This is a genomic window from Nocardia cyriacigeorgica GUH-2 (assembly GCF_000284035.1).
GTDB classification, from domain to species: Bacteria; Actinomycetota; Actinomycetes; order Mycobacteriales; family Mycobacteriaceae; genus Nocardia; species Nocardia cyriacigeorgica_B.
The window spans coordinates 180,070-205,519 of sequence record NC_016887.1; the positions used below are offsets into that span (position 1 = coordinate 180,070).

Annotated in this window: 22 protein-coding genes; 8 read left to right on the forward strand and 14 right to left on the reverse strand. The window is 68.1% G+C overall.

From position 1 onward, the window contains the following. Window positions 1-48: 48 nt before the first annotated feature. The 4 genes from NOCYR_RS00785 to NOCYR_RS00800 form a co-directional block, all read right to left on the reverse strand. Window positions 49-1,857 carry a DUF6541 family protein gene (locus NOCYR_RS00785; RefSeq protein WP_048833825.1) on the reverse strand — a complete coding sequence of 603 codons (1,809 nt, stop codon included), beginning with the start codon at window positions 1,855-1,857 and terminating at the stop codon, window positions 49-51. A 149-nt stretch (window positions 1,858-2,006) separates the two neighbouring features. Further along, on the reverse strand, window positions 2,007-4,154 hold the full coding sequence (locus NOCYR_RS30215) for a galactan 5-O-arabinofuranosyltransferase (protein ID WP_048832523.1): 2,148 nt from the start codon (window positions 4,152-4,154) through the stop codon (window positions 2,007-2,009). A gap of 300 nt (window positions 4,155-4,454) precedes the next feature. Then, window positions 4,455-5,234: a decaprenylphospho-beta-D-erythro-pentofuranosid-2-ulose 2-reductase gene (locus NOCYR_RS00795; RefSeq protein ID WP_014348455.1), complete on the reverse strand. Its 780-nt coding sequence runs from the start codon at window positions 5,232-5,234 to the stop codon at window positions 4,455-4,457. Beyond that, window positions 5,231-6,709, reverse strand: coding sequence for an FAD-binding oxidoreductase (locus tag NOCYR_RS00800; RefSeq protein WP_014348456.1), 1,479 nt, complete (start codon window positions 6,707-6,709; stop codon window positions 5,231-5,233). The genes NOCYR_RS00795 and NOCYR_RS00800 overlap by 4 nt, the downstream gene beginning before the upstream one ends. A gap of 89 nt (window positions 6,710-6,798) precedes the next feature. On the opposite strand from NOCYR_RS00800, the gene NOCYR_RS00805 reads away from it, so the two are divergent. Then, window positions 6,799-7,302, forward strand: coding sequence for a GtrA family protein (locus NOCYR_RS00805; RefSeq protein WP_081505536.1), 504 nt, complete (start codon window positions 6,799-6,801; stop codon window positions 7,300-7,302). Here the strand turns inward: NOCYR_RS00805 and NOCYR_RS00810 are convergent. Both NOCYR_RS00810 and NOCYR_RS00815 read right to left on the reverse strand, forming a co-directional pair. Beyond that, entirely contained in the window at window positions 7,289-7,909 is a 621-nt protein-coding gene (locus tag NOCYR_RS00810) for a pyridoxamine 5'-phosphate oxidase family protein (protein ID WP_014348458.1), read from the reverse strand. The two genes, NOCYR_RS00805 and NOCYR_RS00810, sit on opposite strands and share 14 nt — an antisense overlap. A 335-nt stretch (window positions 7,910-8,244) precedes the next feature. Continuing rightward, window positions 8,245-8,727 carry a hypothetical protein gene (locus NOCYR_RS00815; protein ID WP_014348459.1) on the reverse strand — a complete coding sequence of 161 codons (483 nt, stop codon included), beginning with the start codon at window positions 8,725-8,727 and terminating at the stop codon, window positions 8,245-8,247. A 240-nt stretch (window positions 8,728-8,967) separates the two neighbouring features. Between NOCYR_RS00815 and NOCYR_RS00820 the strand changes: the two genes are divergently transcribed. Both NOCYR_RS00820 and NOCYR_RS00825 read left to right on the forward strand, forming a co-directional pair. Further along, window positions 8,968-9,528: a DUF4282 domain-containing protein gene (locus tag NOCYR_RS00820; protein ID WP_014348460.1), complete on the forward strand. Its 561-nt coding sequence runs from the start codon at window positions 8,968-8,970 to the stop codon at window positions 9,526-9,528. Between the two features lie 127 nt (window positions 9,529-9,655). Further along, complete coding sequence (locus NOCYR_RS00825; protein ID WP_048832525.1) at window positions 9,656-10,501, forward strand: helix-turn-helix domain-containing protein; 846 nt, start codon at window positions 9,656-9,658, stop codon at window positions 10,499-10,501. 1 nt (window position 10,502) lies between these two features. Here NOCYR_RS00825 and NOCYR_RS00830 read toward each other — a convergent pair whose 3' ends face one another. Next, window positions 10,503-11,057, reverse strand: a complete 555-nt coding sequence (locus tag NOCYR_RS00830; protein WP_048832528.1) for a dTDP-4-dehydrorhamnose 3,5-epimerase family protein — start codon at window positions 11,055-11,057, stop codon at window positions 10,503-10,505. 2 nt (window positions 11,058-11,059) lie between these two features. Next, window positions 11,060-11,932, reverse strand: a complete 873-nt coding sequence (gene rfbA, locus NOCYR_RS00835; RefSeq protein WP_014348463.1) for a glucose-1-phosphate thymidylyltransferase RfbA — start codon at window positions 11,930-11,932, stop codon at window positions 11,060-11,062. Window positions 11,933-12,239: 307 nt separating this feature from the next. On the opposite strand from rfbA, the gene NOCYR_RS00840 reads away from it, so the two are divergent. Beyond that, the gene (locus tag NOCYR_RS00840) at window positions 12,240-13,226 is read left to right on the forward strand and encodes an alpha/beta hydrolase (RefSeq protein ID WP_048832530.1); all 987 of its coding nucleotides are present in this window, start codon (window positions 12,240-12,242) and stop codon (window positions 13,224-13,226) included. Between the two features lie 170 nt (window positions 13,227-13,396). Here NOCYR_RS00840 and NOCYR_RS00845 read toward each other — a convergent pair whose 3' ends face one another. Then, the gene (locus NOCYR_RS00845) at window positions 13,397-14,101 is read right to left on the reverse strand and encodes a hypothetical protein (RefSeq protein WP_014348465.1); all 705 of its coding nucleotides are present in this window, start codon (window positions 14,099-14,101) and stop codon (window positions 13,397-13,399) included. Between the two features lie 301 nt (window positions 14,102-14,402). On the opposite strand from NOCYR_RS00845, the gene rfbB reads away from it, so the two are divergent. Then, window positions 14,403-15,413, forward strand: coding sequence for a dTDP-glucose 4,6-dehydratase (rfbB, locus tag NOCYR_RS00850; RefSeq protein WP_014348466.1), 1,011 nt, complete (start codon window positions 14,403-14,405; stop codon window positions 15,411-15,413). An 86-nt stretch (window positions 15,414-15,499) separates the two neighbouring features. Here the strand turns inward: rfbB and NOCYR_RS00855 are convergent, their stop codons facing one another. Together NOCYR_RS00855 and NOCYR_RS00860 are read right to left on the reverse strand one after the other, a co-directional pair. Beyond that, window positions 15,500-17,260 carry a DUF2142 domain-containing protein gene (locus NOCYR_RS00855; RefSeq protein ID WP_014348467.1) on the reverse strand — a complete coding sequence of 587 codons (1,761 nt, stop codon included), beginning with the start codon at window positions 17,258-17,260 and terminating at the stop codon, window positions 15,500-15,502. Beyond that, entirely contained in the window at window positions 17,257-18,219 is a 963-nt protein-coding gene (locus NOCYR_RS00860; protein WP_014348468.1) for a glycosyltransferase, read from the reverse strand. Before NOCYR_RS00860 ends, NOCYR_RS00855 begins: the two co-directional genes overlap by 4 nt. Window positions 18,220-18,320: 101 nt before the next feature. Between NOCYR_RS00860 and NOCYR_RS00865 the strand changes: the two genes are divergently transcribed. From NOCYR_RS00865 to NOCYR_RS30220, 3 genes are all read left to right on the forward strand, one after another. Next, complete coding sequence (locus NOCYR_RS00865) at window positions 18,321-18,845, forward strand: GtrA family protein (protein WP_048832532.1); 525 nt, start codon at window positions 18,321-18,323, stop codon at window positions 18,843-18,845. A gap of 139 nt (window positions 18,846-18,984) precedes the next feature. Then, a complete protein-coding gene (locus tag NOCYR_RS00870; protein ID WP_014348470.1) occupies window positions 18,985-20,895 on the forward strand; it encodes a glycosyltransferase in 1,911 nt (636 codons plus the stop codon). Between the two features lie 348 nt (window positions 20,896-21,243). Beyond that, a complete protein-coding gene (locus tag NOCYR_RS30220; RefSeq protein ID WP_231856012.1) occupies window positions 21,244-21,963 on the forward strand; it encodes a hypothetical protein in 720 nt (239 codons plus the stop codon). Window positions 21,964-21,971: 8 nt separating this feature from the next. Here the strand turns inward: NOCYR_RS30220 and NOCYR_RS00880 are convergent, their stop codons facing one another. From NOCYR_RS00880 to rsgA, 3 genes are all read right to left on the reverse strand, one after another. Continuing rightward, on the reverse strand, window positions 21,972-22,925 hold the full coding sequence (locus NOCYR_RS00880; protein ID WP_148280494.1) for a hypothetical protein: 954 nt from the start codon (window positions 22,923-22,925) through the stop codon (window positions 21,972-21,974). Between the two features lie 139 nt (window positions 22,926-23,064). Beyond that, window positions 23,065-23,910, reverse strand: coding sequence for an SDR family oxidoreductase (locus NOCYR_RS00885; protein ID WP_014348473.1), 846 nt, complete (start codon window positions 23,908-23,910; stop codon window positions 23,065-23,067). 300 nt (window positions 23,911-24,210) lie between these two features. Continuing rightward, a complete protein-coding gene (gene rsgA / locus NOCYR_RS00890; protein ID WP_014348474.1) occupies window positions 24,211-25,257 on the reverse strand; it encodes a ribosome small subunit-dependent GTPase A in 1,047 nt (348 codons plus the stop codon). Between the last annotated feature and the right edge of the window lie 193 nt (window positions 25,258-25,450).

Here is a 25,450-nt window from a genome sequence, read left to right on the forward strand (position 1 = left end):
TTCGACGTCGGTACGCAGCGGACCGCGCCCAGCTCTCCGGAGCCGGAACTAGCGCAGCGTCCGCACGTCCCACACCCAGACGTCCTGCACCCGGACCGGGCCGGTGCCGAGCAGCTGGGTCATAGTCTGGCGCAGGGTGTCGGCGTTGGTGGTGCGCGGCAGCACCACCACATCGGCCCGCCAGTACCGCAGATCGGCCAGTGCCGCCGCGCGATCGTCGGCGTCGATGGCCGGAACCTCACCGGTGTCCTGCGCCTTGACCAGCAGCGATGCCGTGGCCCGCGCGGCGGGACCGTAGATGCCCTTCTTGTCCGCGCCGGTCGGGCCGACGAAGTAGCCGCCCGCGAGCGGGAAGGTGAAGCCCGCGTCGGCCTGCCAGCGCAGCGCCCGCGCGTCCGGCGGGCGCGGCGGCGGCACGACCACCACCGAGCCTTGGTCGACGTACTGGTCGACGGTGCCCTCGGCGAAGAACCGCGGCGTCTCGTGTCGTTCGGCGACCGGCAGGATGGTCGGCACCAGCGGCAGCAGCGCGAAGGCGAGCGCGGCGAACCAGCCTAGTGGCTTGGGATCGACGGCCGACTCCTTCCACAGCGCGATGGCCCGCTCGCTGGCCAGCGCCAGGATCACCGCGATGGCCGGGATCGCGGCCATGGTGAGCCGCGATTCCAGCATGGAATTGACCAGCGGCACCCGCTCCAGCAACCACCACGGCATGACGATGCCGGTGGGCTCCTTGCCGAACTTCGCCTCCGAACCCAGCGACAGCACCCCGAACACCACGATGACGACGGCCGCGGCCCGCACCATCCGCTCCCGCCACAGCAACGCCACCGTGGCCACCAGCAGCAATAGCAGCGGCCAGCCGAAATAGGCGTTCTGTTCGGTCGGGTTGATCGCGACGCTCTGGCCCGGGGAGAACATGCCGCCCAGCGATTCCGACGGGAACTGGGTCATGGTCTTGAGGTCGTTGCCCATCTGACCGTGGTCGATGGACCGATAGCTCTGCGGCCCGAAGAACTGCCACCACAGCGGAATCTCGGTGAGTACCAGGGTGATCACCGCGGCCAGCGCCACCGTCGGGGTGATCCGGCGCAGGATCCGCAGCCCGGTGCGCGGCTGCCCCGCGTAGTAGGCGATTCCGAACACCGCGAAGGCCAGCGCGAAGATCAGCAGCGGTTCCTCACCGAGCGCGATCTGCATGGCCACCAGCAGGCCGAGGACGACCGCATCGCGCACCCGCCGCCGCGGACGCGGCCGGTCCGGTACGTCGGCCCGCCGCACCATCCGGATCAGTTGCCCGGCGATCAGCGGCAGCAGCACCAGCACCACGAAGTTCGGGTGCGCGTTGGCATGGGAGATCATGGCCGGCGCGAACCCGCAGAACAGCCCGCCGATGACGGCGGCGGTGCGCGAACTCACCAGCTCCCGGGAAAACAGCCAGTACCAGGCGAAGGCGGTCCCCGCCAGGCCGAGGGTGAGCACCAGCACGAAGGTGACCGTCGGGCCGAACAGCAGGGTGACCGGCGTCAGCGGAATGCCGACACCGAACATGGCCGTATTGGCCATCATGTTCACCCCGGCCGGGAAGTTCTGCAGCTGCGTGCCGAGCGGGTTGTGCAGGTTGGCCACCGAATGCGCGGTGACCGCGAAGAACCACTCCCACATGGTCTGGTCCTGACCGCTCTTGATCAGGTAGGACCCGCTGGTATCGCGCCACTGCCCGGACAGCACGGTCGCGGCGAGCAGCAGATAGCCCGCACCGATCAGCAGATCGGCGCGCGGTACGCGCAGGCGCGCGCGGCGGCGTTCGGGTGCTCGTTCGGGGGTGAGCCGCTGGGCCGTGACCGGCCCGTCCATCGCGACGTCCACCGCCGTCGATCCACCCCGCTCGACGTCAGGTTCCCCACTCACTACGTAAAACCACTCCTTGTACCCGGCTGATCAGCAGCCCACCGTACCCAACCACCCTGAACCGGAGCTGACAAGCCGGATCGGGCGGTTCGGGCTCACCGCGCGACGGTGACCAGCGTGAACGGACCGATATCGGTGCTGGTGAAGCGCGGATCGTCAAACAGGGAGCTGGGGAAGGAGACGGTGTAGCGGCTCACATTGGGGTCGTTGGGATAGACGTCCTTTGCGAGCCTCAGCGTGTAGTCCTCGCCGCTGCGCCGGAACAGGAACGCGTCCGGGGCCCGCCAGGGCGCGGCCGCCATCGCGTCGAGCAGTTCCTGCGGGGTTTCCAGCTTGCTCCACGCTTCGATCGCCGCCGCGCGGTCGGCGAATTCGGCGAGCGGGTTGGCGTAGTGCGAGGTCAGGCCCTGGAAACCGAAGTAGGGGTAGTAGGCGAGGAAGGTGGTGTCGGCGGTGAGCAGCACCGTCTCCGAGCGCGGCCGCCGGGTCTGCGCGGTGAGCGCGGCGTCGATCTCGCGGTAGTAGGCCACCGCCGAGGGGTCGCGCTGATCGGCGCGGACGCCGTCGCCGTCGGTATCGGTGTAGGCGGTGGTGATCTCCGGCGCCAGCACGTGCGGAATGTCCTGGGTGAAGGCCAGCGCGCCGACCAGCGCCACCACAACCGCCACGACCTTGAACCGCTCCGGCTCGTTGAACGCCTGATAGGCCGCCCGCGCGCCTTCCACGAACCCGAACGCGCCCGCCGCGGCCAGCAGCACCAGCAGAATCGGCTCCAGCCGGAACGACAGCAGCGTCGTCCCCGCGACGGTCGCCAGCATCGACAGCAGCGACCACAGATACACCGCGACCACACCGATCCCCAGCGCCTGCGCCCGCCGCGACGACCCGGCCCGCAACACCAGCCAGATCGTGCCGATCAGGCAGAACCCGCCACGCAGCGAGAACTCCACCATCGGGAACGGCAGTTCGGCCCCGGCTTCGGGCAGATAGTGGAACGCCGTGCCACCACTGGGCCAGGTGCCGCCGAGCAGTTCCAGCAGGAACGGCAGGTAGACCGTGAGCGCGATGAGTCCGGCGATCACGCCGATGACGACCAGGCGTCCGAGCGAGGGAAGCGCCGCCCGCCACGCTCCGCCTGCGTCCGACCGCGCCGCCGCATTGTCCGTGGCCGGTATATCGGTGCCCGGCATCCCTTCGCTGCCCTCGATGCCAGCGGCGTCTGGCATGTCGGCTGTGCCCTGCGCGGCCGATTTGCCCTGCGCGGCCTGTGTGCCTTGCGAGGTGGGTGTGCCCTGCGCCGCGGCGGTCGACCGCGCGACGACGGCCCGGCGCCGCCCTGCGCGCCCCTCCGCGAGCCGCGCCCACACCGCATACCCCGCCGCGACCAGCGCCATCAACGTCACGGCGAACGCCGCGAACGCCAGATACAACGTGTAGAAGGTCGCCGCGATGCCAAGGAACACCCCGGTGCCGATCACCGCACCCCAGCCGCCTGCCGTACCGCGCTGGTCGGCGGGCCGGTGCAGCGCGCCCCAGGCCAGCACCAGCACCGGCGGCAGCAGGATCGCGATGACGGCGCCGTAGGCCTCCGGCGAGGCGTAGGCGACGCCGAATGCCGTCACCGCCGCCGTCACCGCGACGGCCCAGTCGGCCCGGATCAGCTCCGACCACAGCACCAGTGAGATCACCGCGGCCACCGCGATCGAGGCGATGGCGTAGGGCTTGAAGACCTCCCAGCCGTCCATGCCGAGCACATTCGCCACCCGGCCACCGATCCAGAACCAGCCGGCCGGATAGAACGGCGGCAGATCCGCGTAGGTCATATCGCGCAGCGCGGCGCTGTCGGTGAGCCTGGTCAGGTATTCGGTGCGGAACTCCTGATCCACCGAGACGCCGAACAGGTACAGCTTGGTGGCCGCCAGCGGCATCCCGAGCGTTATCGTGACGAACGCTGAAATACCGGTCCAGGACAGCAGTTTCGCCAGCCACGGCTTGCTCTTGCGCCGGATGAGCACGATCGAGGCGACCAGCAGCACGGCCGATGCGACCTGCCCGACCGTGGTCAGCGCCCGAGTCACATTGGAGGAGTTGAACGCGGGCCACTGCACCAGCGAAAACGCGTACAGCCCAACGGCCGCCACGACGGCCGCGACCACCGCGGCGAGGACGGCGGTTGCCGCACCCGAGCCGATCCGCCGGACCACCAGCGCTGCCCGGCCCGATTCGCCCACCTGCGTACTCATCCGATCACTCCGGCGACACTCGTGACCTTCGAGACCGGCGCACCGGCGCGGGACCAGCCGTGGCAGTGGGTGTATCGGCTCGCGCCGGACTCATACCGGACCGCCGAGCACGTCGACGGATCCTCGCGGCGGGCGCGGTAGTGCCCGAATGCTCGCATGCTGCCTCCGGATCGATGGCTGGTACTCCGCGGTCGGCGCAACGTTATCGCGGGCCGTCGAGCACGGACCGCCGAGCACGCCGGGCGATCCTCGTCAGCGGTGGCCGGCCGCGACCGGCCGTCCACCGCTACGGGAATCGGTTCACACAGGAAGCTTGCGGAACACCGGGCGCGGGATGTGGCGCAGCACCGACATCAGGTAACGCACCTGGCCGGGAGCCCAGATCAGCTCCTTGCCCTTCTGCGAGGCCGCCACCGCGAGTGCCGCGACCTCTTCCTTGTCGACGGTGAACGGCGCTTCCTTGGCGCCTGTCGCCTTCCAGTGCTCGAGCGTGGTGGTGGTGCGCACCTGGCCGGGCCGGACCACGAGCACACGCGGGCCGTACGGCCGCAGCGCCTCGCCCAGCCCCAGGTAGAACCCGTCGAGGCCGGCCTTGGTGGAGCCGTAGACGAAGTTGGAGCGGCGCACCCGCTCACCGGCGACCGAGGACATGGCGATGATGCGGCCGTAGCCCTGCGCCTTCATCTTCTCGCCCACCAGCACACCCACCGACACCGCGGCGGTGTAGTTGATCCCGGCGATCTGCACCGCCTTGCGCTGGTTCTGCCACAGCTCCTCGGCGTCACCGAGCAGACCGAAGGCGACGATGGCGACATCCACATCGCCGCCGTCCCAGGCCTGATCGATCACCTTCGGGTGGCTGTCGGTGTCGAGCGCGTCGAAATCGATCACGTCGACCTGCTCGGCCCCGGCCGCCTTCATCTGCGCCACCGCGGTATCGCGCAGCGGATCGTTCGGCAGCGCGGCCAGAATGATCCGGGCGGCGCCCTTCTTCAGGTACTCGGCGCAGATCGCCAGCCCGATCTCCGACGTTCCGCCGAGCAGCAGGATGGTCTGCGGATTGCCTACTGCGTTGATCACTGGAGCTCCAGCCTCCTGGCCATATCGGACATGAAAACGCCTGTGGGGTCGACACTTCGGCGGATCTTGATCCACTCGTCGATGCGCGGGTACATCTGGTGGAAGGTCTCGGCGGTGGTGCGCGAATCCTTCGCGGTGTAGAGCCGGCCGCCGAATTCCAGCACGCGCCGGTCCAGATCGGTCACCAGCTCGTTGAGGCCAGGGCGGATCGGGAAGTCGACGCAGATGTTCCAGCCCGGCATCGGGAAGCTCAGCGGTGCCTGGTTACCCTCGCCGAACAGCTTGAAGACGTTCAGCGCGGAGATGTGCCCGGAAGCCTGGATGTCGATGATGATCCGCTTGAACTCCTCGACCGCCTCGGTCGGCACCACGAACTGGTACTGGAGGAATCCGGCGGGACCGTAGGCGCGATTCCACTCCGCCACCATGTCGAGCGGGTGATAGAACTGCGTCAGGTTCTGCACCTTGCCGGTGTAGGTGCCGCCCATGGCGTAGTACGCCTCGCCGACCGCGCCGAGGGTCAGCTTGTTGGCCGTCCAGCTCGGGAAGATATTGGGCACGGTGAGCAGCTGCGGTGCGTCGAACTTCAGCGGATTCTTGCGCAGCCGCTTGGGCAGTTCGTCCACCTTCGCCAGGCGGCCACGGGTCAGGCAGGCGCGTCCGAGCTTCGGCGGTGCGTTCATCACGTCGAACCACGCACTCGAATACGTGTAGTTCGCCTCGCTCCCGTCGCTATGCACCGCGATGGTCTCGTCCAGCGTCCTGGTCTTGACGCCGTCGTTGAGGAAGTACGCGGTCTCGGTCGGGATCATCTCGATCGTCGCGCGCAGGATGATGCCGGTCAGCCCGTTGCCGCCGACCGTGGCCCAGAACAGCTTGGCGTTCTTCTTCGGCGAGACCGTCTGCACCTGCCCGTCGGCGGTGAGCAGGTCGATGGAGCGGACGTGGTTGCCGAAGCTGCCTTCGGAGTGGTGGTTCTTGCCGTGGATATCGGAGGCGATGGCGCCGCCGATGGTGACCTGCCGGGTACCGGGGAGCACCGGGACCCACAGCCCGAACGGCAGTGCCGCCTTCATCAGCTGGTCCAGGCTCACCCCGCCGTCGACGTCGACCATATGGGTGTCGCCGTCGATGCGGTGGATGCGGTTGAGCGCGGTCATGTCGACGACGAGGCCGCCGCCGTTCTGCGCGTGGTCGCCGTAGGAGCGGCCCAGCCCGCGCGCGATGATGCCGCGGCGCAGGTGGGCGGGCTTGCCGTCGTTGTCCTCGGCGACCATGGTCACGGCCTTGGCGATCAGCTCGGGATCGCTGGTCGAGAGCACTTCGGCGGATGTTGGTGCGGTGCGACCCCACCCGGTGAGCGTCCGGGTGCGCGTCGGCAGTTCGAACGCGCGGCCCGCGCCGTTGGTGGCGGCGGGAACGCTGTCATCACCGGTCGTCGTGGTGGGGGTCGTAGCTTTCGTGGACATCGGCATAGAGGCTACAGGTATCGCCGATCGGGTGGCCCGGGTCGCCGTACCCGCCGGTATGGCGTCGGCCACGCGCGTGTGATGTGGGCCGGTGGATGCGCTCGGGTGCACGGTGGGCCGCGGCGGCGTCCATTAGTCTCGTGCGCGTGAGTGCCGAACCCCATCTGCCGCTGCCGGTCGAGATTCCGCTGGTCGATGAGCCGGGCGGCACCGATGTCGACCTGAAGACGCAGGTCATCCGGTTCGGCCTGACCGGCGGCCTGTCGGCGATCGTCGACTTCGGTCTGTACTCCCTGCTGTACGTGCTGGGCCTGCCGGTCAATCTCGCCAAGGCCATCGGCTTCATCGCCGGGACCACCACCGCTTACCTGATCAATCGCCGCTGGACCTTCCAGGCTCCGCCGAGCCGTGTGCGTTTCCTCGCGGTGGTGGCGCTGTACGCGCTGACCTTCGCGGTGCAGGTCGGTCTCAACTGGGTGATGTACCAGGCACTGGACGACACGTGGTGGCGACTGCCACTGGCGTTCGTCGTCGCGCAGGGCACCGCCACCGTGATCAACTTCGTGGTGCAGCGGATGGTCATCTTCAAGATCGACTAGGCGCCGATTCAGCTCTCACCAGCGACTCCGCCTTCACCCCGAAATAGTCGCCGCCCTTGGCGCGCACGCTGTCGGTACCCCATTCCCGCTGCTCGCGGGTGGCGGGCACCAGATGCGGGATGTGTTTGCGGCAGTGGATATAGGCCTCCTCCACATCGACCACCACCCACAGCTGGGCTTCGCGCCCGCGCCGGCTCGGCGGCAGGCCGGGCACCCAGCTGCGCAGCGCGCCGTCGTCGACGAGGCGGGCCGAGCCGTTGATGTGCAGGCCGATCAGGTCGCGTACGAAGTCGATCATCAGGATGCCGATGTGCGGGTTGGTGTGGATATTGCCGAGGCTGGCCAGCACGCCGTTGCCCCGGTACTCCGGATAGGCGAGTGTCTGCGCGTCGATGACGTGCAGGAAGCCCGGTTCGCCTGCCCGGAAGCTGGCATCGCATTCGCCGTGGGCGTCAGCGGTGGCGATGAACGCCATATCCATCCGGCCGACGAATTCGATCATGTGCTCGTTGAGCCGATCGCGGACCTGGTCGTCGTAGAAGCGCCGGGCCCGGTCCTGGGTGCCGTGACGTTCCTGTAGTTCGTGTTCGCCGTCGCTGCCGCGCATGCGAGCCCCCTGTGATTGCCGGATTCGAGACCGTCGAGGCTCCTCGTCGAACCAGCGACTTAAAACGAAAGCTGGTCAATTTTATCCGGCAAACACCCGGTTGCGGAGCGAAACGAGTGCACTCGGATGTCACGAATCCCGAGCTAGCCCAAGGTTTTCCGGGCACACACAAACAGACTGGTTCGTATGATTGATGCCCGTGGGTTACCGCGCAGCGAACCGGCTCGCGGCCAACCCTTTTCGCGACACGGCAAAGACCCCGCCGGTGGACGACGGGGTCGGTGGTTGCCGTGTGCGGTTGTCTCGGACGGTCTTTCCGTGCTTCTGGTGCCGGCTCAGCAGGCGACGCTGGTGAGCTGTCCGCGCTTGCGGGCCGCGGCGGCCCGGACGGCGGCGCTGATCGCGACCACCGGCGGCACCCAGCGGGCCTCGCCCGGGGCGATGCCCCAGCAGGCCGACCCGACCGAGAGCTGGGTCGGCGGCAGCGGGATGCTCGCACCGTCGGTGTGCACCGTGGCACCGGCCGCGCGCAGCGCCTCGATCGCCATGGCGGCCTTGCGGGCGCCGGTGACGAGGTGGATCTCGCGACGCTCGGTGCCGGGCACCTCGATCACCGGGCCGGACAGGTTGTTGGCACGCAGGAAGCGACGGACCTCGGCGGCCAGCTCCCCACTGACCTCGATGGCGGACAGGTCGTCATCGGTGATCAGGCACAGACCGTTGGCCGTTTCGGCAACCGTCCAACCGCGCTGGGTGTAGTCCTGCGCGGCTGCGGACATGGCGTCCGCCGAGACGGAAGTCGGAAACGTCGTGCGCACTGTCTTCTCCATTCCCCGTTACAGATCAGGTCCTGCATTCATGGTTCGTATCGAGGGCAGGTGCCCGAAGCGTTACGAGATTCCGCGAATTTTTCACAACTGTCGGATTCGTCTCATTTACCGGCGAGTAATAGCGATCGGTGCTAGTGCCCGGTACGTCCGGTTTCCGGGCCGCGACCGGGGCAGATGTGACGAGGTCGGGGCTGGTTTCCGGGGCCGGGAGCGGGAAGGATTCCGGGCATGAGTGATGAGTCCGACCGCACCGAGTCGCCGCAACCGGACGACCTGGAGGCCGAGTCGCGCTGGATCACCTGGCGCTCGACCGCGGCCCGCCGCCTCCCGGGCGCGGCCGCCGAGGAGGAGACCTCGCCCGAGCCGTTCGTCAGCAGGCGCGCGTTCCGGCAGTGGTGCGCCGACGCGGTGCGCGGCCTGCTCGATGTGCAGTTCCGCAGGCCCGCCACCCGCACCCTGCTGCCGCTGGCCTATCTCCTCGGGCTGCTGTTCGCCTTCGGCATCCCGATCGCGCTGACCGTGCTGATGTGGCAGGTCTCGGCTCTGCTCGGCATCTTCGCGGCGTTGATCGCGGTGCCGCTGGGGTTGAGTATCGCCGCCTCGGTGCGATTGATGCTGGAGTTCCTGGTGAACGCCTCCCGGCTGGCCACCCGCGTCGAGCACATCAGCGATCTGGCCGACGACCTGTTTCAGGCGCTGTCCGATGTGGCCGAACCGGTCAACCAGCTCTCCGAAGACGTTCGCGCGGTGCAGTTCTGGCGGTTCCGCCGCGGCGGCTCGCGCAAATGAGTGGCGCAGCAGCGTCAACGGCCTCTCTGTGACATCCCTGGTATTGCCGTCCGGTTTCGTTGTGGAACAATGCCGTTCGTCTAACGAGGGGGAAACAGTGGCAGCACAGGGGACCACCGGATCGACCATGCCCAGGCGTCGGCTCGGCAGGCAGCTGCGCGATCTGCGCAACCGGGCCAGGATGACGACGCGGGCCGCGGCACAGCAATTGGAGTGGTCGGAGGCCAAGATCTGGCGCATCGAGACCGGCCAGACCTCCTTGCGCGGCCTCGATGTGGAAGCCATGTGCAAGGTGTACGGCGCGCCGCCGGAAGCCGTCGGCCCGCTCACCGCGCTGGCCAAGGAGACCAAGGCGCGCGGCTGGTGGACTGGGTACAGCGACGTCATCGGTGAGGGTTTCGAGGTCTACATCGGGTTGGAGGAGGCCGCTTCGCGGCTGTTCGCCTATGAGGACCAGCTGATTCCCGGCCTGCTGCAAACCGAGGCCTATGCCCGTGCGCTGCTGCGGGCCGCGCGGCCGGAACTCTCCGACTCCGATATCGAGCGCCGGGTGCGGCTGCGGATGGCCCGTCAGCCGCTGCTCACCAGAGAAGAATCGCCGCTGCGGCTGGATGTGCTGATCGGTGAGGCGGCACTGTGGCGTCCGCTGGGCGAGCGTTCGGTGACCGCCGGTCAGCTCGACCACCTGCGGCTGATGTGCGAACTGCCGAATGTGCGGATCCAGGTGGTGCCCTCGGATGCCGACTATCACCGCGGCCTGGAGTCCGGGCCGTTCGTGATCCTGGAATTCCCCGAGCCGGACCAGTCGGGCGCGCCGGAACCGCCGGTGGTGTACGTGGAGGCGTTCACCGGGCCGGTCTACCTGGACAAAGCACCCGATATCGAGCGCTACCGGGCTGCCTTCGACAGCATCCGCGCCGTCGCGGTGGACGCGCGCACCGCGATCGACGAGGCGCGCGCGAACGTCGGCTGAATCAGCGGTCGGCCAGCCGGGGCGCGGCGGCGTCCTTGGGAGAACGCAGATAGGTGATCGGACGGCCCGCGCGATCGGTGCGCGGCCAGTCGATGCCCAGGTCTGGATCGAAAGCGTCCAGATCGTGGTCGAATTCGGGGGAGTACTCCAGCGAGCACAGATAGGTGACGGTGGAATCGTCGGCCAGCGACAGGATCGCGTGCCCGAGACCTTCGGACAGGAATACCGAGCGGCGGTCGACGTCATCGAGCAGCACGCTGTCCCAGCGGCCGAAGGTCGGTGAACCTTCGCGCAGATCGACCACTACATCGAGGAAGGCCCCGCGCACGCAGCTCACGTATTTTGCCTGGCCGGGCGGGTTTTCGGTGTAGTGGATACCGCGCAGCACGCCGGCCGCCGACACCGAGGTGTTGACCTGGAGCAGATCGAAACGGCGGCCGGTGGCCTTCTCGAACTCGGAGGCCTTGAACGTTTCGGCGAAGGTGCCGCGCTCGTCGCTGTGCAGTCGCGGGGTGAACACCCACGCGCCCGGGATCGACATCTCCCTGATCTGCATCCTCACCAACCTCGTCCGTGCTCGAGCAGATCGAGCAGATAACTGCCGTAACCGGACCGGACCAGCGGATCGGCGAGTGCGCACAGCTGTTCATCGTCGATGAAGCCCATCCGCCAGGCGACCTCCTCGGGCACGCCGATCTTGAGGCCCTGGCGTTCTTCGATGGTGCGCACATAATTGGCGGCGTCCAGCAGCGAGTCGAAGGTGCCGGTGTCCAGCCACGCGGTGCCGCGCGCGAGCACGTCGACGCGCAGCTTGCCCGCCTCCAGGTAGGCCCGGTTGATATCGGTGATCTCGTATTCCCCGCGCGCGGACGGGCGCAGGCCGCGGGCGATCTCGACCACGTCGTTGTCGTAGAAGTACAGCCCCGGGATCGCGTAGTTGGAGCGGGGGACCTTCGGCTTCTCCTCGATGGATATCGCACGGCCGTCGGCGAATTCGACCACGCCGTAGGCCGTCGGATCGGAGACCCGGTAGGCGAACACCGCGCCACCGTCGAGGCCGGCGAAACGGTTCAGGCTGGTGCCGAGCCCGGGCCCGTGGAAGATGTTGTCGCCGAGCACCAGTGCCGCGCAGTCGGCGCCGATATGGTCGGCGCCGAGGACGAACGCCCTGGCCAGGCCGTCGGGTTCGGGCTGGACGACGTAGTCGATGGCGATGCCGAACTGGGAGCCGTCGCCGAGCAGGCGGCGGAACGATTCGGCGTCCTCGGGGGTGGTGATCACCAGGATGTCGCGGATACCGGCCAGCATCAGCGTCGAGAGCGGGTAGTAGACCATCGGCTTGTCGTAGACCGGGACCAGCTGCTTGCTGACGCCGCGCGTGATCGGGTGCAACCGGGTCCCGGTGCCGCCGGCCAAGATGATTCCGCGCATGTCTGCACAGTCTGCCAGCCCGCCGGTCGACCGGCATGACCGGTTCAGCGGCCGGTCCCGGCATCGGGGAGATTCCGAGTGCTGTTCGAAACGGTTACGGAGTGCGGGTACCAGGTATAGGGAACAGCGGATCCGGGCAATGATGTTGCACAGGTCACATCCACATGGTGTGCTGAGGCCGCGATTGTTTGAAACGGACTCGTTTCTGAAGCGTCACCGTGTGCGATCGGTGTGAACGTCAGCGTCGACGCTCATCCGGGCAGCTGTCCGGCCGGGGTTCGACGCCCCAGCGGAGGGCAGGTGCGCCATGGATGCGACAAAAGGACCCGGCATCGTGGTCAACCCCGGCGGGCCGAGTGCCCCGGGACGGATCTTCGAAGCCGCCTTCCGCGGCGTGGTGCGGCCGGTGCTGCGCGGTTTCCCGATCAACCGGATGACGCTGCCGGTCGGCGCGGCCCTGATCGACGGCCTGGCGATGCTGCGCCCGGAACCTGCGGGCATCGACCGCGAACAGGTCTCGATGAAGGGCTTCCGGATGGAGATCGTGCGGCCCGCCGGTGCGGCCAGGGCGCTGCGCCACGGCGCGGTGCTGTACTTCCACGGCGGCGGCTTCGCGATCTGCGGGCTACGTACGCATCGGCCGGTCGCTGCCGGTCTGGCGCGCCGGACCGGGCTGCCGGTGGTGAATGTCGAATATCGGCAGCTGCCCGGCACCCGGATCACCGAATCACTGGCCGACTGCCTGGAGGCCTACCGCTGGCTGCTGCGCCATCGCGTCGATCCAGCGCGCATCGTCATCGCGGGCGATTCGGCGGGCGGGCTGCTGGCGTTCTCGACCGTGCTGGCCGCGATACAGGCGGGGCTGCCCACTCCGGCCGGCATTCTCGGGCTCAGCCCATTGCTCGACCTGGACTACGCCGCCAAGACCGACTATGAGAAGACCGCGCGCGACGCCTACATCCCGCTGGCCGCGCTGACCGCGGTGGTGCGGCTCGGCGGCGAGGTCGCGGGCGTGCTCGACCCGCAGCTCTCCCCGGTCAACGCCAACCTGGCTGGCTTGCCGCCGGTGCTGCTGATCGCGGCGGAGCAGGAGCTGTTGCGCTTCGACAGCGAGCTCATGGCGCGGCGACTCACGGCGGCGGGCGTGCCGAACTCGCTCGAGCTCTGGCGGGGCACAGTGCACGATTTCATGAGCATCGCGCCGAATCTGCCGGAGGGGCGGGCAGCCTTGGCGCGGGCCTCCCGATTCATTCGAGCCAGAATCGAACAGGCCGATCAGGCCCGCACCGCGTAAACCGTATGTAAACAATCGCGCACACTTGGCGAATCGGAGCGATATGGCTCCGCGAATATGTGATCTGAAATACGCCGCGGAATTCTCGGGCAAATATTCTGCGATCACGGCAGAAACCCCGCCCGGTCGCAACCGGACGGGGTCACCTGCTGTAGGGAACCGTCGGGGAATTACTTGGCCGGCGGGTTGAACGGCTGGTTGATGGTGGTGAAGTACTGGATCGCGGCGCCGATCGCGACGGGCGCGGTGATCAGGATCTGACCGGCCAGGGTGCCCAGCGCGCCGACGGCCAGGATGCCGCCGATGCAGCCCACCGCGGCGGCCGGGATGAACGGGCCGAACAGGCCGATGATGGTGGCCGAGGCGACGGTGGCGCCGGCGATGCCGCCGAGCACGCAACCGACGGCCGCGCCGCCGATGCCGCCGACCAGGGTGGCGATGGTGGCGCCCATGCCGATGGTGTCCTTCATCCGGTTGAAGGCGTCCTTCTCCCGGTCATAGGGGGTCTTCCAGCTGGCCTGGTCCTCGAACGGCAGGGCGACCGGCTTGTAGACAGCCTTGGCCATGTCCAGCTGCGGGGTCAGGGTGGCGGTGCGGCCGGAGATGTCGGCGGCGATCGGGAACTCGAAATCGTCGACCCGGAACGTCAGCGGGGTCCCGGCCAGCACGGTGCCGTTGCTCGCCTTCACCTTGAAGGTGTTGTCCTCGACGACGAGCGAGCCGGCATCGGTGGTGATGATCGTCGACGAATCGGTGCTCTGCGCGGTGAAGTTGACGGCGGTCTCGGTGGCGGGGGCGGCGTTGACGGTGCCGGCCGTGACACCGAGGGCGGCGATCACGAGCGCCGAAGTCGCGGCGAATTTCCTCATCAGCATTTCTGGAACCTCGATGTAAAGCGTTCGGAGGGGACGAAATGATGGAAATCGAGTCCAGCTAACGATGGGTGAACCGACTGTATCCGTTCGTTCAAATTCCGTTCACCGCAGACGCGTTTAGGGCGGTGCGGATCTGGAAATATGTACTTCTGGGCGGCGTTTCCAGGGAATTCGCTGATACCGGTTTTCGCTGAATCGGAATTCAAAGCGAGCAAGGCCACACCCATTCACCTGGGCTATCTTCGCAATTCGCCCATGCCCGCGGTCCGGGAGCCGGGCCGCGGCGACGTAAGGTCGTGGGGTGCGATTGCTGGTAACCGGCGGTGCCGGGTTCATCGGGGCGAATTTCGTCCAGCAGACCGTGACCGAGCGGCCCGACGTCACGCTCACCGTGCTCGATGCGCTCACCTACGCGGGCAACCGAGCCTCGCTCGCGCCCGTCGCCGACCGCATCGACTTCGTGCACGGCGATATCGCCGACCTGGATCTGGTCGACGAACTGGTCAGCGGGGTCGACGCGGTGGTGCACTTCGCCGCCGAATCGCACAACGACAACTCGCTGACCGAGCCGTGGCCGTTCGTGCAGACCAACATCATCGGCACCTATTCGCTGCTCCAGGCCGTGCGTCGGCACGACGTGCGCTACCACCACGTCTCCACCGACGAGGTCTACGGCGATCTGGACGCAGGCGATCCGGCCTTCACCGAGCAGACCGCCTACAACCCGTCCAGCCCGTATTCGGCCACCAAGGCCGGCAGCGATCTGCTGGTGCGGGCCTGGACCCGCTCGTTCGGGGTGCGCGCCACCCTGTCCAACTGCTCCAACAACTACGGCCCGTATCAGCACGTGGAGAAGTTCATTCCGCGCCAGATCACCAACCTGATCGACGGGGTGCGGCCGCGGCTGTACGGGGCGGGCCACCAGATCCGCGACTGGATCCACGTCGACGACCACAACCGCGCGGTCTGGGATGTGCTCGAACGCGGCCGGATCGGGCAGACCTACCTGATCGGCGCCGACGGCGAACTCGACAACAAGACCGTCGTGCGGCTGATCCTGGAGGCCTTCGGCCGCGACTCGGACGATTTCGACCACGTCACCGACCGGCCCGGCCACGATCAGCGCTACGCCATCGATGCGAGCCTGCTGCGCGACGAACTCGGCTGGCGCCCCCGCTACGCCGACTTCCGGGCCGGCCTGGCCGACACCATCGCCTGGTACCGCGCCAACGAGGACTGGTGGCGCCCGCACAAGGCGAGCACCGAACGCGCCTACGCCGAAGCGGGCGAGACGACGATCAACCCGAGCTGAGCCCGCGCGCTCGGACAGCTACGACGGCCTGATTGTCGAGCATCCCTGGCACCTCGCCCCAGCAGTACGACTGGGGCAGGGCGCACTCAGCCCCAGACGACGACGTAGTACTTGATGGCCGCCGCGGCCAGCGCGATCGTGGTCGCCGCCATGATGGTGATCGGCGCCGCCCGTCCCGGCGCCTTGCCGCCGACACCGGTGAGCCGCAACGGCATCCAGCGCAGCAGCACCGCGAAGGTGAGGATGGCCAGCGGCACGAAGTAGCGGCCCTGCACACCGTCGATGATGTAGAAATCGATCGGCGTGAACGACATGTAGAGCGTCACGTAGATCATCGCGACGCTGGCGGCCAGCGTCAGCGCGACGACCAGAGTGCGCCGGAAATCCGGGGTGCTCATCCGCTCGGCGATGCCGAGGCCGACCGCGAACGCCAGCAGGCACGTCACGATCGACATGGCGGGCACATCCACGTAGCCGAAGCCCAGCTCGCCGAAGAACTCGGTGAACCACTCCTGATCGCGGCGGGCGATGCTCTCGCCGAATACGCCGAGGAAACCGATCGGATCGCGCAGGATTCCGCCGAGCTGTTCGCCCGGATTCACCGTGTACCACTGGTGCCGGGGCCGCATCAGGCTCATGCCGTCGCCGGTCGGTGCGGCGATCTTCATCCATATCGCGAACAAGGCCGCGCCGATCGCGGCGCACAGCCACGGCACCCAGCGCAGCAGGCCGGAGAAGCCGAACCGCTTGGCCGGAACCAGCACCACCAGCATGGCCAGCAGCACGTAGGTGGGCTTGCTCAACGGCAGCAGCACCGTCGCGGCCAGCAGCGCCGTCGTCTCCACCCGGCCCAGGCCGCGACCCAGGAACAGTGCCTTGACCAGCAGCGCCGAGACCATGATGGCCAGCGCGTTGGTCATCGTGTCGGCGGTGACGGTGCCCGCTTGGAACACCGCGATCGGCAGCAACGCCACGCTGAACGCCAGCCACTGCACCCGGTAGTGGCGCAGCGCCCACAGCGCGAACCCGACCACCACGAGGTAGGCGAGCAGCCCGGCCAGCCGGGTCAGCAGCACCATGCCGCCGGCGTCGAGGCCGGTCAGCTCGGCCAGCCGGATGCCGATCGCGGCGGGCACGTACGGGACGGGGGAGTAGGCGGCGGTATTGGTGAACCAGATCGTGTTCTGCTGCGCGGTGATCTCGGCGCTGCCGACCCGGTCGTAGGCGCCCGGATCGCCGACCATCGGGGCCGGTTCTTCCGGGTTCTCGGTGTAGTCGCGGATCGCCACGCCCATCAGCGCGTCGATGGCCGCCGGAGCCTGGCCGCCGTAGGCGACGCCGCGCTCGTCCTCGATCTCCTGCGGCAGGAACCCACCGTGCGCCACCTGGTAGGCGCGGCCGAACTGGGTGATCTCGTCATGGCCCCAGAACGGCGGGGTGATCACCGCGAACACGGCGCCGAACAGGGTCGCGAGGACGGTGAAGGCGAGGGTGGCGGCACCGAACTTCGCGATCAGTGTGTCGGCGGTGCGGCGCAGGGGGCTTGCGGTCGACGGGGACGTCTTGGTGGCCGCCGGGGTCGTTGCGGCGTCCACGGGGTCTGTCGCTGCGGCCTCGGACTCGGAGTCGTCATCGGTCGTGGACTGCGCCGCGTCGGTCGCCGCGTTGTCGGTGGTTGCTTGCGCGGCGTCGGCTGGCTCGTCGTCGGCGGTCGCGGCCCCCGCGGGGTCAGCCAGGGTAGCCGGTGCGGAGTCCGCGTCGGGCGTGGCTTCGTCGCCGGAGTCACTGGTCGCGGCCTCGGGGTCGACCGGTTCCTGCGCGGATTTCCGGTCGGCCGAGGTCGTCAACGCCCGGCCTCGCCGGGACGCGGGTCCTCCCCGGGAGCCGAATAGCGCAGGTAGACCAGTCGCGCGGTTTCGTGCCGGGACCGGCGGATGCCGTCGAGGATCATGCCCGCGGTCCAGGCCAGGCTGCCCAAGAGCAGCAGCGTGAAGGCCAGGAACAGCGTCGGGAAGCGCGGCACGGTGTGCGATTCGTAGAACTCGATGACGATCGGAATGGTCAGGATCACCGACACCAGCCAGCTCAGCGTGCCGAACAGGCCGTAGAAGGCGACCGGCCGCTCGTGCCGGGCCAGCCCGATGATCAGCGCCAGGATCTTGAAACCGTCGTGGTAGGTGCGCAGCTTGCTCTCACTGCCGGCCGGGCGGTCCCGGAAACCGACCGGAACGGCGGTCTGCGGCACCCGCAGGTGCAGCGAATGGACCGTCAGCTCGGTCTCGATCTCGAACTCGCGAGACACTGCCGGGAAACTCTTGACGAAGCGGCGGGAGAACACCCGGAACCCGCTCAGCATGTCCTCGACGTTCTCGCCGAACACCTTGCCAACCACACCGTTGAGCACCTTGTTGCCGGTCTCGTGGCCGGCCCGGTACGCCGAGGTGCCCTCGTCCTGCTTACGCACGCCGAGCACATGGTCATAGGGACCGTCGAGCAGGGTCTTGATCATCAGCGGCGCGGCCGACGCCTCGTAGGTGTCGTCGCCGTCGATCATCAGGTACACGTCGGCCTCGATGTCGGCGAAGGCGCGGCGCACCACATTGCCCTTGCCCTTGGTGTTCTCCGCCCGCACGATCGCACCGGCCTCGCGGGCCCGTTCGGCGGTGGCGTCGGTGCTCAGGTTGTCGTAGACGTAGACGACGATGCCCGGCACGGCGGCCTGCAGGTCGGTGACGACCTTGGCGACCGAAGCCTCTTCGTTGTGGCAAGGGACCACGGCGGCAATGCGAAGCTCGGTGGGATCCACCCGGGTCAATCCTCGAGGTCGGCTGTGAATGGGAACACCGGGAGATTACAGGTGCGTGCGGGCAAACGCCCCAGCGAGGTGCCTGCGGTACCGTCGCCCGAGTGTCACCCAGTGAGCCGACGAGTCCCGCACCGCGGTCAGCGCCCGCGGCACCCGCGTCGTTGACCGGCAAAGTGTTCACCGCGCTGCGTCAGGGCAGTGCGTTCCTGGTGGTCGGCGCGATCGGCTTCCTGGTCGACGCGGGCACCTACAACCTGCTGGTGTTCTGGGGTGGCGAGGGCGTGCTGTTCCACGCGCCGCTGCCGGCCAAGATCATCGCGATCGCGGTGGCGACGGTGGTCACCTACTTCGGCAACAAGTGGTGGACCTTCGCGCACAAGAAGACCGACAACCCGGGGCGCGAATACCTGCTGTACGCGGTGTTCAACGTCATCGCGATCGGCTTGCAGCTGGGCTGCCTGGGCTTTTCCCGCTATGTGCTGGACCTGTCCAGCGCGCTGTCGGACAACATCTCCGGCACCCTGATCGGCCAGATCGTGGCCGTGGTGTTCCGCTACTGGGCCTACGACAAGTTCGTCTTCGTGGGCAAGAGCGCCCCGGCTCCGCAACGGGTCGCCGCCGAATGAGCGGGGCCTCGCGAGCGGCCGGGCGGGGTATCGACTCGGCGGGCTTACGGCGTGTGCGATTGATATCCTCGCTCCCGCCGCGAACCGTATCCGGGGACATGTCTGTCCCGTCGGCACAATGAGGAATTTCGAGGACTTCATGGACCAGTCGGCTACCCAGGCCGTTACCGAAACGAACGATCGCGCGGACGTCGCGCCGGACGCGTTGCGTGTCGCCTCCCATCCGGCGCCGGATCGACTGGTGCTGCAGCGAGGGATCTTCACCGGCCCGTCGCCGAAGGTCAGCGATGAGCTCTACGCCGTGGTCAAGGGCCGCTCGACGCGGGAGCGGCAGGCGTTGCGGCTGGAGAAGGGCGCGATCGCGCACACCAACACCTACTTCGGCCGGTTCGCGGCCAGCTACTGGCAGCGCTGGACCACCGTCACCGCGGTCGAGGCGACGATGACGCTCGAGGTCGCGAACAAGGCGCGGGTGCGCCTGGTCGCCTCCGATATCGCCGGTCATCGGCGCATCATCGCCAGCGCCGACGTCGCCGCCAGCGGTCCGCTGACGCTGTCCGCGCCGCTGGACCAGTACGTCGACGGCGGTGCGCTGTGGCTGGAGTTCGACGCGGTCGGCGCCGAACTCGGCATCTCCGAACTCACCTGGACCGCGGCCGCACCGGAACGGGTGCGCCCGGTCGCCATCGCGATCTGCACCTTCAACCGGGCCGAGGATTGCGCGCACACCGTCGCCGCGCTGGCCTCCGATCCCGTCGTGCTCGCCGCTATCGACGCGGTCTACGTGGTCGATCAGGGCACCGACCTGGTGCAGGACCGGCCGCTGTTCCAGCAGACGCTGCCCGTCTTCGGCGACAAGCTGCGCTACATCCGTCAGCCCAACCTGGGCGGCGCAGGCGGTTTCACCCGCGGGCTCTACGAGGTGTCCGGGGCCAACGAGCACGCCGACGTCATCCTGATGGACGACGACATCCTGTGCGAGCCGGAAACGGTATTGCGGCTCAACGCCTTCGCCAACCTGACCGTGGAACCCACGCTGGTCGGCGCGCAGATGCTGTTCCTGCTCAACCCCGACTACCTCAATGTCGGCGCCGAGGAAGTGCATCTGGACAAGCTGATGCACGGGCAGAAGGTGCCCAAGGCGTTGCGCAACACCAGCATGCTGAAGAAGAACCAGGAACGGCGCGTGGACGCCGGCTACAACGCCTGGTGGACCTGCCTGATCCCGGCCGAGGTGGTCAAGAAGATAGGGCTGCCGATTCCGATCTTCTTCCAGTGGGACGACGTCGAGTACGGCATCCGCGCCCGCGAGCACGGGTTCGTCACGGTGACGTTGCCCAACGCCGCGGTCTGGCACGCCGATTTCTACTGGAAAGACTTCGACGACTGGGCCCGCTACTTCAGCACCCGCAACTCGCTGATCGTCTGCGCCATGCACACCGATCTCGACGGCAAGGCCATCACCCGTCAGCTGTTCCGCAACCTGGCCGAACATCTGGTGGCGATGCAGTACGGCCTGGCGCACACCACCTTGCAGGGCATCGAGGACTTCCTGCGCGGCCCGAAGGTGTTGCGCGACGGCGGTATCGAGGCGCTGGCGGCGGCCCGCACCAGTCGCGCCGAATTCGCCGAGACGATCAAGCATCCGGCCGCCACCCCACCGGTGCCGTCGGCGGAGATTCAGGTCCGGCGCGCCGGCGGTGAGCCGAGCCGGCTGCTCGCGGTGCTGGTCAAGCGGGCGATCACGCAGTGGACCGGGCGCACCCAGCACGGCATCGTCGGCGTCACCCGCGAGGACGCGCACTGGTGGCATGTGTCGCTGTTCGACCACGTCGTCGTCACCGACGCCTCCCAGTCCGGCGTGCGAGTCCGCCGCCGCGACAAGGCCACCGCCCGCAAACTCCTGCTGCGCACCATCCGCGTGCTGCGCCGCCTGCGCCGCGAACTGCCGGCCCTGCAAGAGCAGTACCGGGCCGCGATGCCGGAACTCACCAGTCGGGCGAACTGGGAGCGGTTGTACGGGATCGAGGGGAGTTCCGAGTCGCGCTGAGCAGGAAGCCCGTCGGCGATCCAGCGGGAGGAAACCGTTGTCGCCGATGGGGTTTCGGCAATGCACGAATCGCCCGGGGCGAAGTGGTGACCTGCGGCGATTGCGCTGATCGGAGCTGGCCGGTCTCCGGGATGATTCGGCGTGATGGGTGTCAGCGATGTTCCGCTCGATGCTCGGCCGTCGCGTGATTCGGGTGCCCTCGAGTTGGGTAGGTACTAGTGAGCTCGCGCTGCCTCCACGGCGGCTGCGGCATTCAGTCAGACGTAGCCGGCCTGCCGCGCTCGACATGAGGCACCGGCGAATCCTCGGTAGGGTGCGCGTGCACGTTACCGATCTTGGGAGGAATCGATGAGTTACCCCGGGGCGCCGCAAGGCCAGCCTGGACCAGGTCAGCCGCAGTTCGGGGGTGTGCGGCAGTACGCGCCGCCGGGTGCTCCGCCGTTCGGTCAGCCGCCGATGGGGCAGCCGATGCCGGGGCAGCCGATGCCCGGCCGTCCGCCGATGCCGCCGGCGCCGAATGGTGCGCCGCCGTTCCCGCAGGGTGGGCCGTACGGGCAACCACCGCAAGGCATGCCGCCGCAGGGGATGCCGCCACAGGGCCGCACGCCCATGCCCGGCGGTCAGCCGCCCATGCCCTACGGCGCCCCGAGCGCCCACGGTCCCGCCGCAGGTCAGGGCCTGCCCGGTGATCCGCCCGGCCTCACCGTCGACGCTTCCTACACCCCGATGGCCTTCCTGCTCGCCATCACCAAGCCGAAGATCATCGTCAACGGCCAGCAGGTCCCCAACACCCGCTGGGGCGCCAACCACATCCCCGTCGGCCCCGGCCAGCACCACGTCAAGGTGAGCACTCCCTGGCTGTTCGACATGGGCCCGGCCACCACCGCCGTCCCCGTCGCCGAAGGCCAGGCCGCCCGCCTCTACTACCGCGCCCCCGCCCTGATCTTCCTCAACGGCGCCCTCGGCCCCGGCCCCCAGAAGACCCCCGGCATGGTCTTCGTCTACATCTCCTGGGCCTGCGCCGCCCTCCTCATCCTGCTGGCCTTCCTACCCCTGCTGTTCATCTAGCGCCGCCGCTACCCGCACCCGTCGAACGCCACCCGCACCCGGCGCTGCAGGTCGAGAGCCTCCGGACTGTAGTACTTCTCCGGCTCCTGCTCACCCGCAGTGCCGGGATACTCGCACCCCGCGACATGGACGGAGCCGCCGCCGGTCTTGCCGGAGTCGTCCGCGGTCTTGCCGGAGTTGTCGGGAACATCCCACCTCAGGAACAGCGGGTGATCGGGTGTCGGTTTCACCGCCTCGATCACCGCGGCGAGATCGTCATAGGCGGACGTTGTGTCGCCTACGCCGACCGACATGTACGACAGATGCCCATCCTCGATGGTCAGCGCGGCCATCCTCACCGGCAGTCCGGTGAGTTGTTGCCTGATCTGCTGCTCGCGCTCGATGCTGAACGGAAAGCCGACCCGCCACATCGGGTCATCGCCGACAGGCATCACCTCGACGGATGTCGGTTCGTTCCCGACTACCGTCCGCACCGCGGCCAGCGACTGCGCGACCGGCGGCGCTTCACGGATGACGATCGAGGTGCCACTGTTGCGAAACCAGTTGATGTCGGACCCCGGCAGCGCACCGCCGAGTTGCCTGATCAGTCGTGTGTCGGTGCCCAGCTGCTCAGGGTCGAGCCGTTCGCCGCGCTGAAGCGTGAGCCCCTTACCTACGGTGAAATCGGCCGACTGGTCATACCCGTCGAAATAGTCACCCTTGATCTCATTGATCCGCCGGGCAACCGCGGTTACCTGATCCTCGGTCGCCGCCGGCATCCGGATCGATAGATCCAGCACCGCCCCGTGCGTGATGTCGTTGGAGTACGACGCCGAGTACATCTCGACCCCCGGCATAGCGCTGATCTCGGCGTCCAACTGCTTCACCTGCGTCGGCCGCCCAGGCAATCCGGTGCACCCGGCAGCGACGAACATCATCGCGACAAAAGCTGACACCCACGCCGCAAGCTTGATCCTCCCCATACCGAAATACTGCCGCACAAACCGGCTACGCGCCGCCATTGCGCCGCTCCGCCGGCTTGGATGCCCCCTCGCGATCCGGTGCCCTGACAGCCGAACGCCACGGTCCGCGCGCGAGCCGTGGCGTTCTAACCGGAACCGATCAGAGGAACAGGTCGGTGGTCAAGGGTCCGTCGCCCGGGGTGACGCGGTACTTGTCCAGGTCGGTGATGCCGTGGGCGGCCAGGACGTCGTCGTCGATGAAGAAGTTGCCGGTGGTCTCGGTGGACGGGGAGGTCAGGACCAGGTACGCGGCGTCGGCGTAGATGTCGGGGGTGCGGGAGGTGGCGACCATTTCCTCGCCGCCGAGCAGGTTCTTGACCGCAGCGGTGGCGATGGTGGTGCGCGGCCACAGCGAGTTGACGGCGATGCCGTCGGACTTCAGCTCTTCGGCCAGGCCGAGGGTGGTCAGCGACATGCCGTACTTGGCGATGGTGTAGCCGAGCGATGAGCCGGCCCACTTCGGGTCGAGGTTCAGCGGCGGCGACAGGGTGAGGATGTGCGGATTGCGCCCTGCCGCGGCGGATTCGCGCAGTGCGGGGATGCACAGCTTCGACAGCAGGAAACTGCCGCGGCAGTTGATGTCCTGCATGAGGTCGTACTTCTTCATCGACAGCGTGTCGGTGGGCGAGAGGTCGATGGCCGAGGCGTTGTTGACCACGATGTCGATGCCGCCGAACTGGTCGATGGTCTGCTGCACGGCGTCGGCCACCGACTCGTCGATGCGCACGTCGCCGACGAACGGCAGCACCTTGCCGCCCGCGGCCTCGAGTTCGGCGGCGGCGGTGTGGATGGTGCCGGGCAGTTTCGGATGGGGCTTGTCGGTCTTGGCGATCAGCGTGATGTTGGCGCCGTCGGCCGCGGCCCGTTTGGCGATCTCCAGCCCGATGCCGCGGCTGCCGCCGGACATGATCAGCGTCTTACCCGCGAGCGGCTTCGATTCGGTCATTGACTGCTCCTGTCGTCTCCGCCGCGGTGCGAGCCCGCGGCCATCCGCTTCTCGACATTAAGCGTAAACCGAGCCCTATGCAACCAGTTGCATAGGGCGAGACGGTGGTGTGCCTCACACCGCCCCTTGTCTGCCTGGGCGGCGGTTCCCGCTGGTCGGGCGCTTTTCGCGCCGCAGCGGTCCGGCGGCCGATGCCTGGAACATGTAGGTGCCCCACGACCTGCGCCGTGGCGGAGTGTGCACCTGTTCGGCCGCGGGAAACGGGGTCACCGGCCACCCGATGACCCCGCCGTCCCCTATTCAGCGCCGCGAGTTCTTCTCCCGGAACATCCGCCGATGCTGCTTACTGATGTCCCGCCACACCTTCTCGCGCTCGGCCCGCAGCCGTTTATCGCTGCGCGCCGCCATCCACTCGTTCTCGCGGGCGAGTTTGCGATAGCTGTCCAGCCGCCGCTCGGTGAGCTCACCGCTGTCGATCGCCGCGCGCACCGCGCAGCCGGGTTCGGCGTCGTGCGCGCAGTCGCTGAAACGGCAGTCGGCGGCGAGGGTTTCGATATCGCTGAAGGTGCGTTCGAGTCCCTCGGCCGCGTCCCAGAGCCCGACGCCCCGCAGTCCGGGCGTGTCGATCAGCGTTCCGCCACCGGGCAGTGGCCGCAGCTCCCGGTGCACGGTGGTGTGTTTGCCCTTCTTGTCGACGGCGCGAACTTCGTTGGTGGCGAACACTTCCGCGCCGAGCAGCGCGTTGGCCAGCGTCGACTTGCCCGCACCGGACGGGCCGATGAGGGCCACGGTCCCGTCGAGCAGCGCGGTCAGCACATCGAGTCCGTATTCGCTGGTGGCACTGACCGCGACGACGGTGGCGCCGGGCGCGACGGCCCGCACCTCGTCGAGTGGAAGGTATTCGGCCGCATCGGCTTTGGTGAGCACGACGACGGGTTGCGCCTGCGACTCCCAGGCCAGCGCGAGCATCCGCTCGATCCGGCCCAGGTCGACGTCACCGTCGGCGGCGGTGCAGACCAGCACCGTGTCGACATTGGCGGCGAGCACCTGCGCCCGCGAGTCCCGTGACGCCGTCGACCGCACGATCGCCGACCGCCGCGGCAACAGCCTGCGCACCGTCATCGTCGCGTCGATGAGCACCCAGTCGCCGGTGCACAGCCCGCTGACCTCGGAATCCGAGCGCGGGCAGCTCGCTCGGCGCAATCCGCTGGGGGTGGCGACATCGCATTCGCCGCGATCCATTCGGATCACCCGCGCGGGCACGCATTCCGGGTCGAGCAGGGTGGTGTATTCGAGCCGGACGCGTTCGGTCCAGCCGTAGGGAACCAACTGGTCGTATTCGACCATGATGAGAGCCTCCGTGGGGCGCCGAGCCCACGGCGGGGGCTCAGCGAGTCGAGTAAGAGAGGGAATCCGGGCCGTCGGTGTGCACCCGCACAGCCGACCTGGGCACAGCAATCCGCACGGTCACCACGAACTCCACCTCCTCGTTTCTCCTCGAAGTCGGGTCAACTCTCACACGCGGGCCGGACCCGCGCAA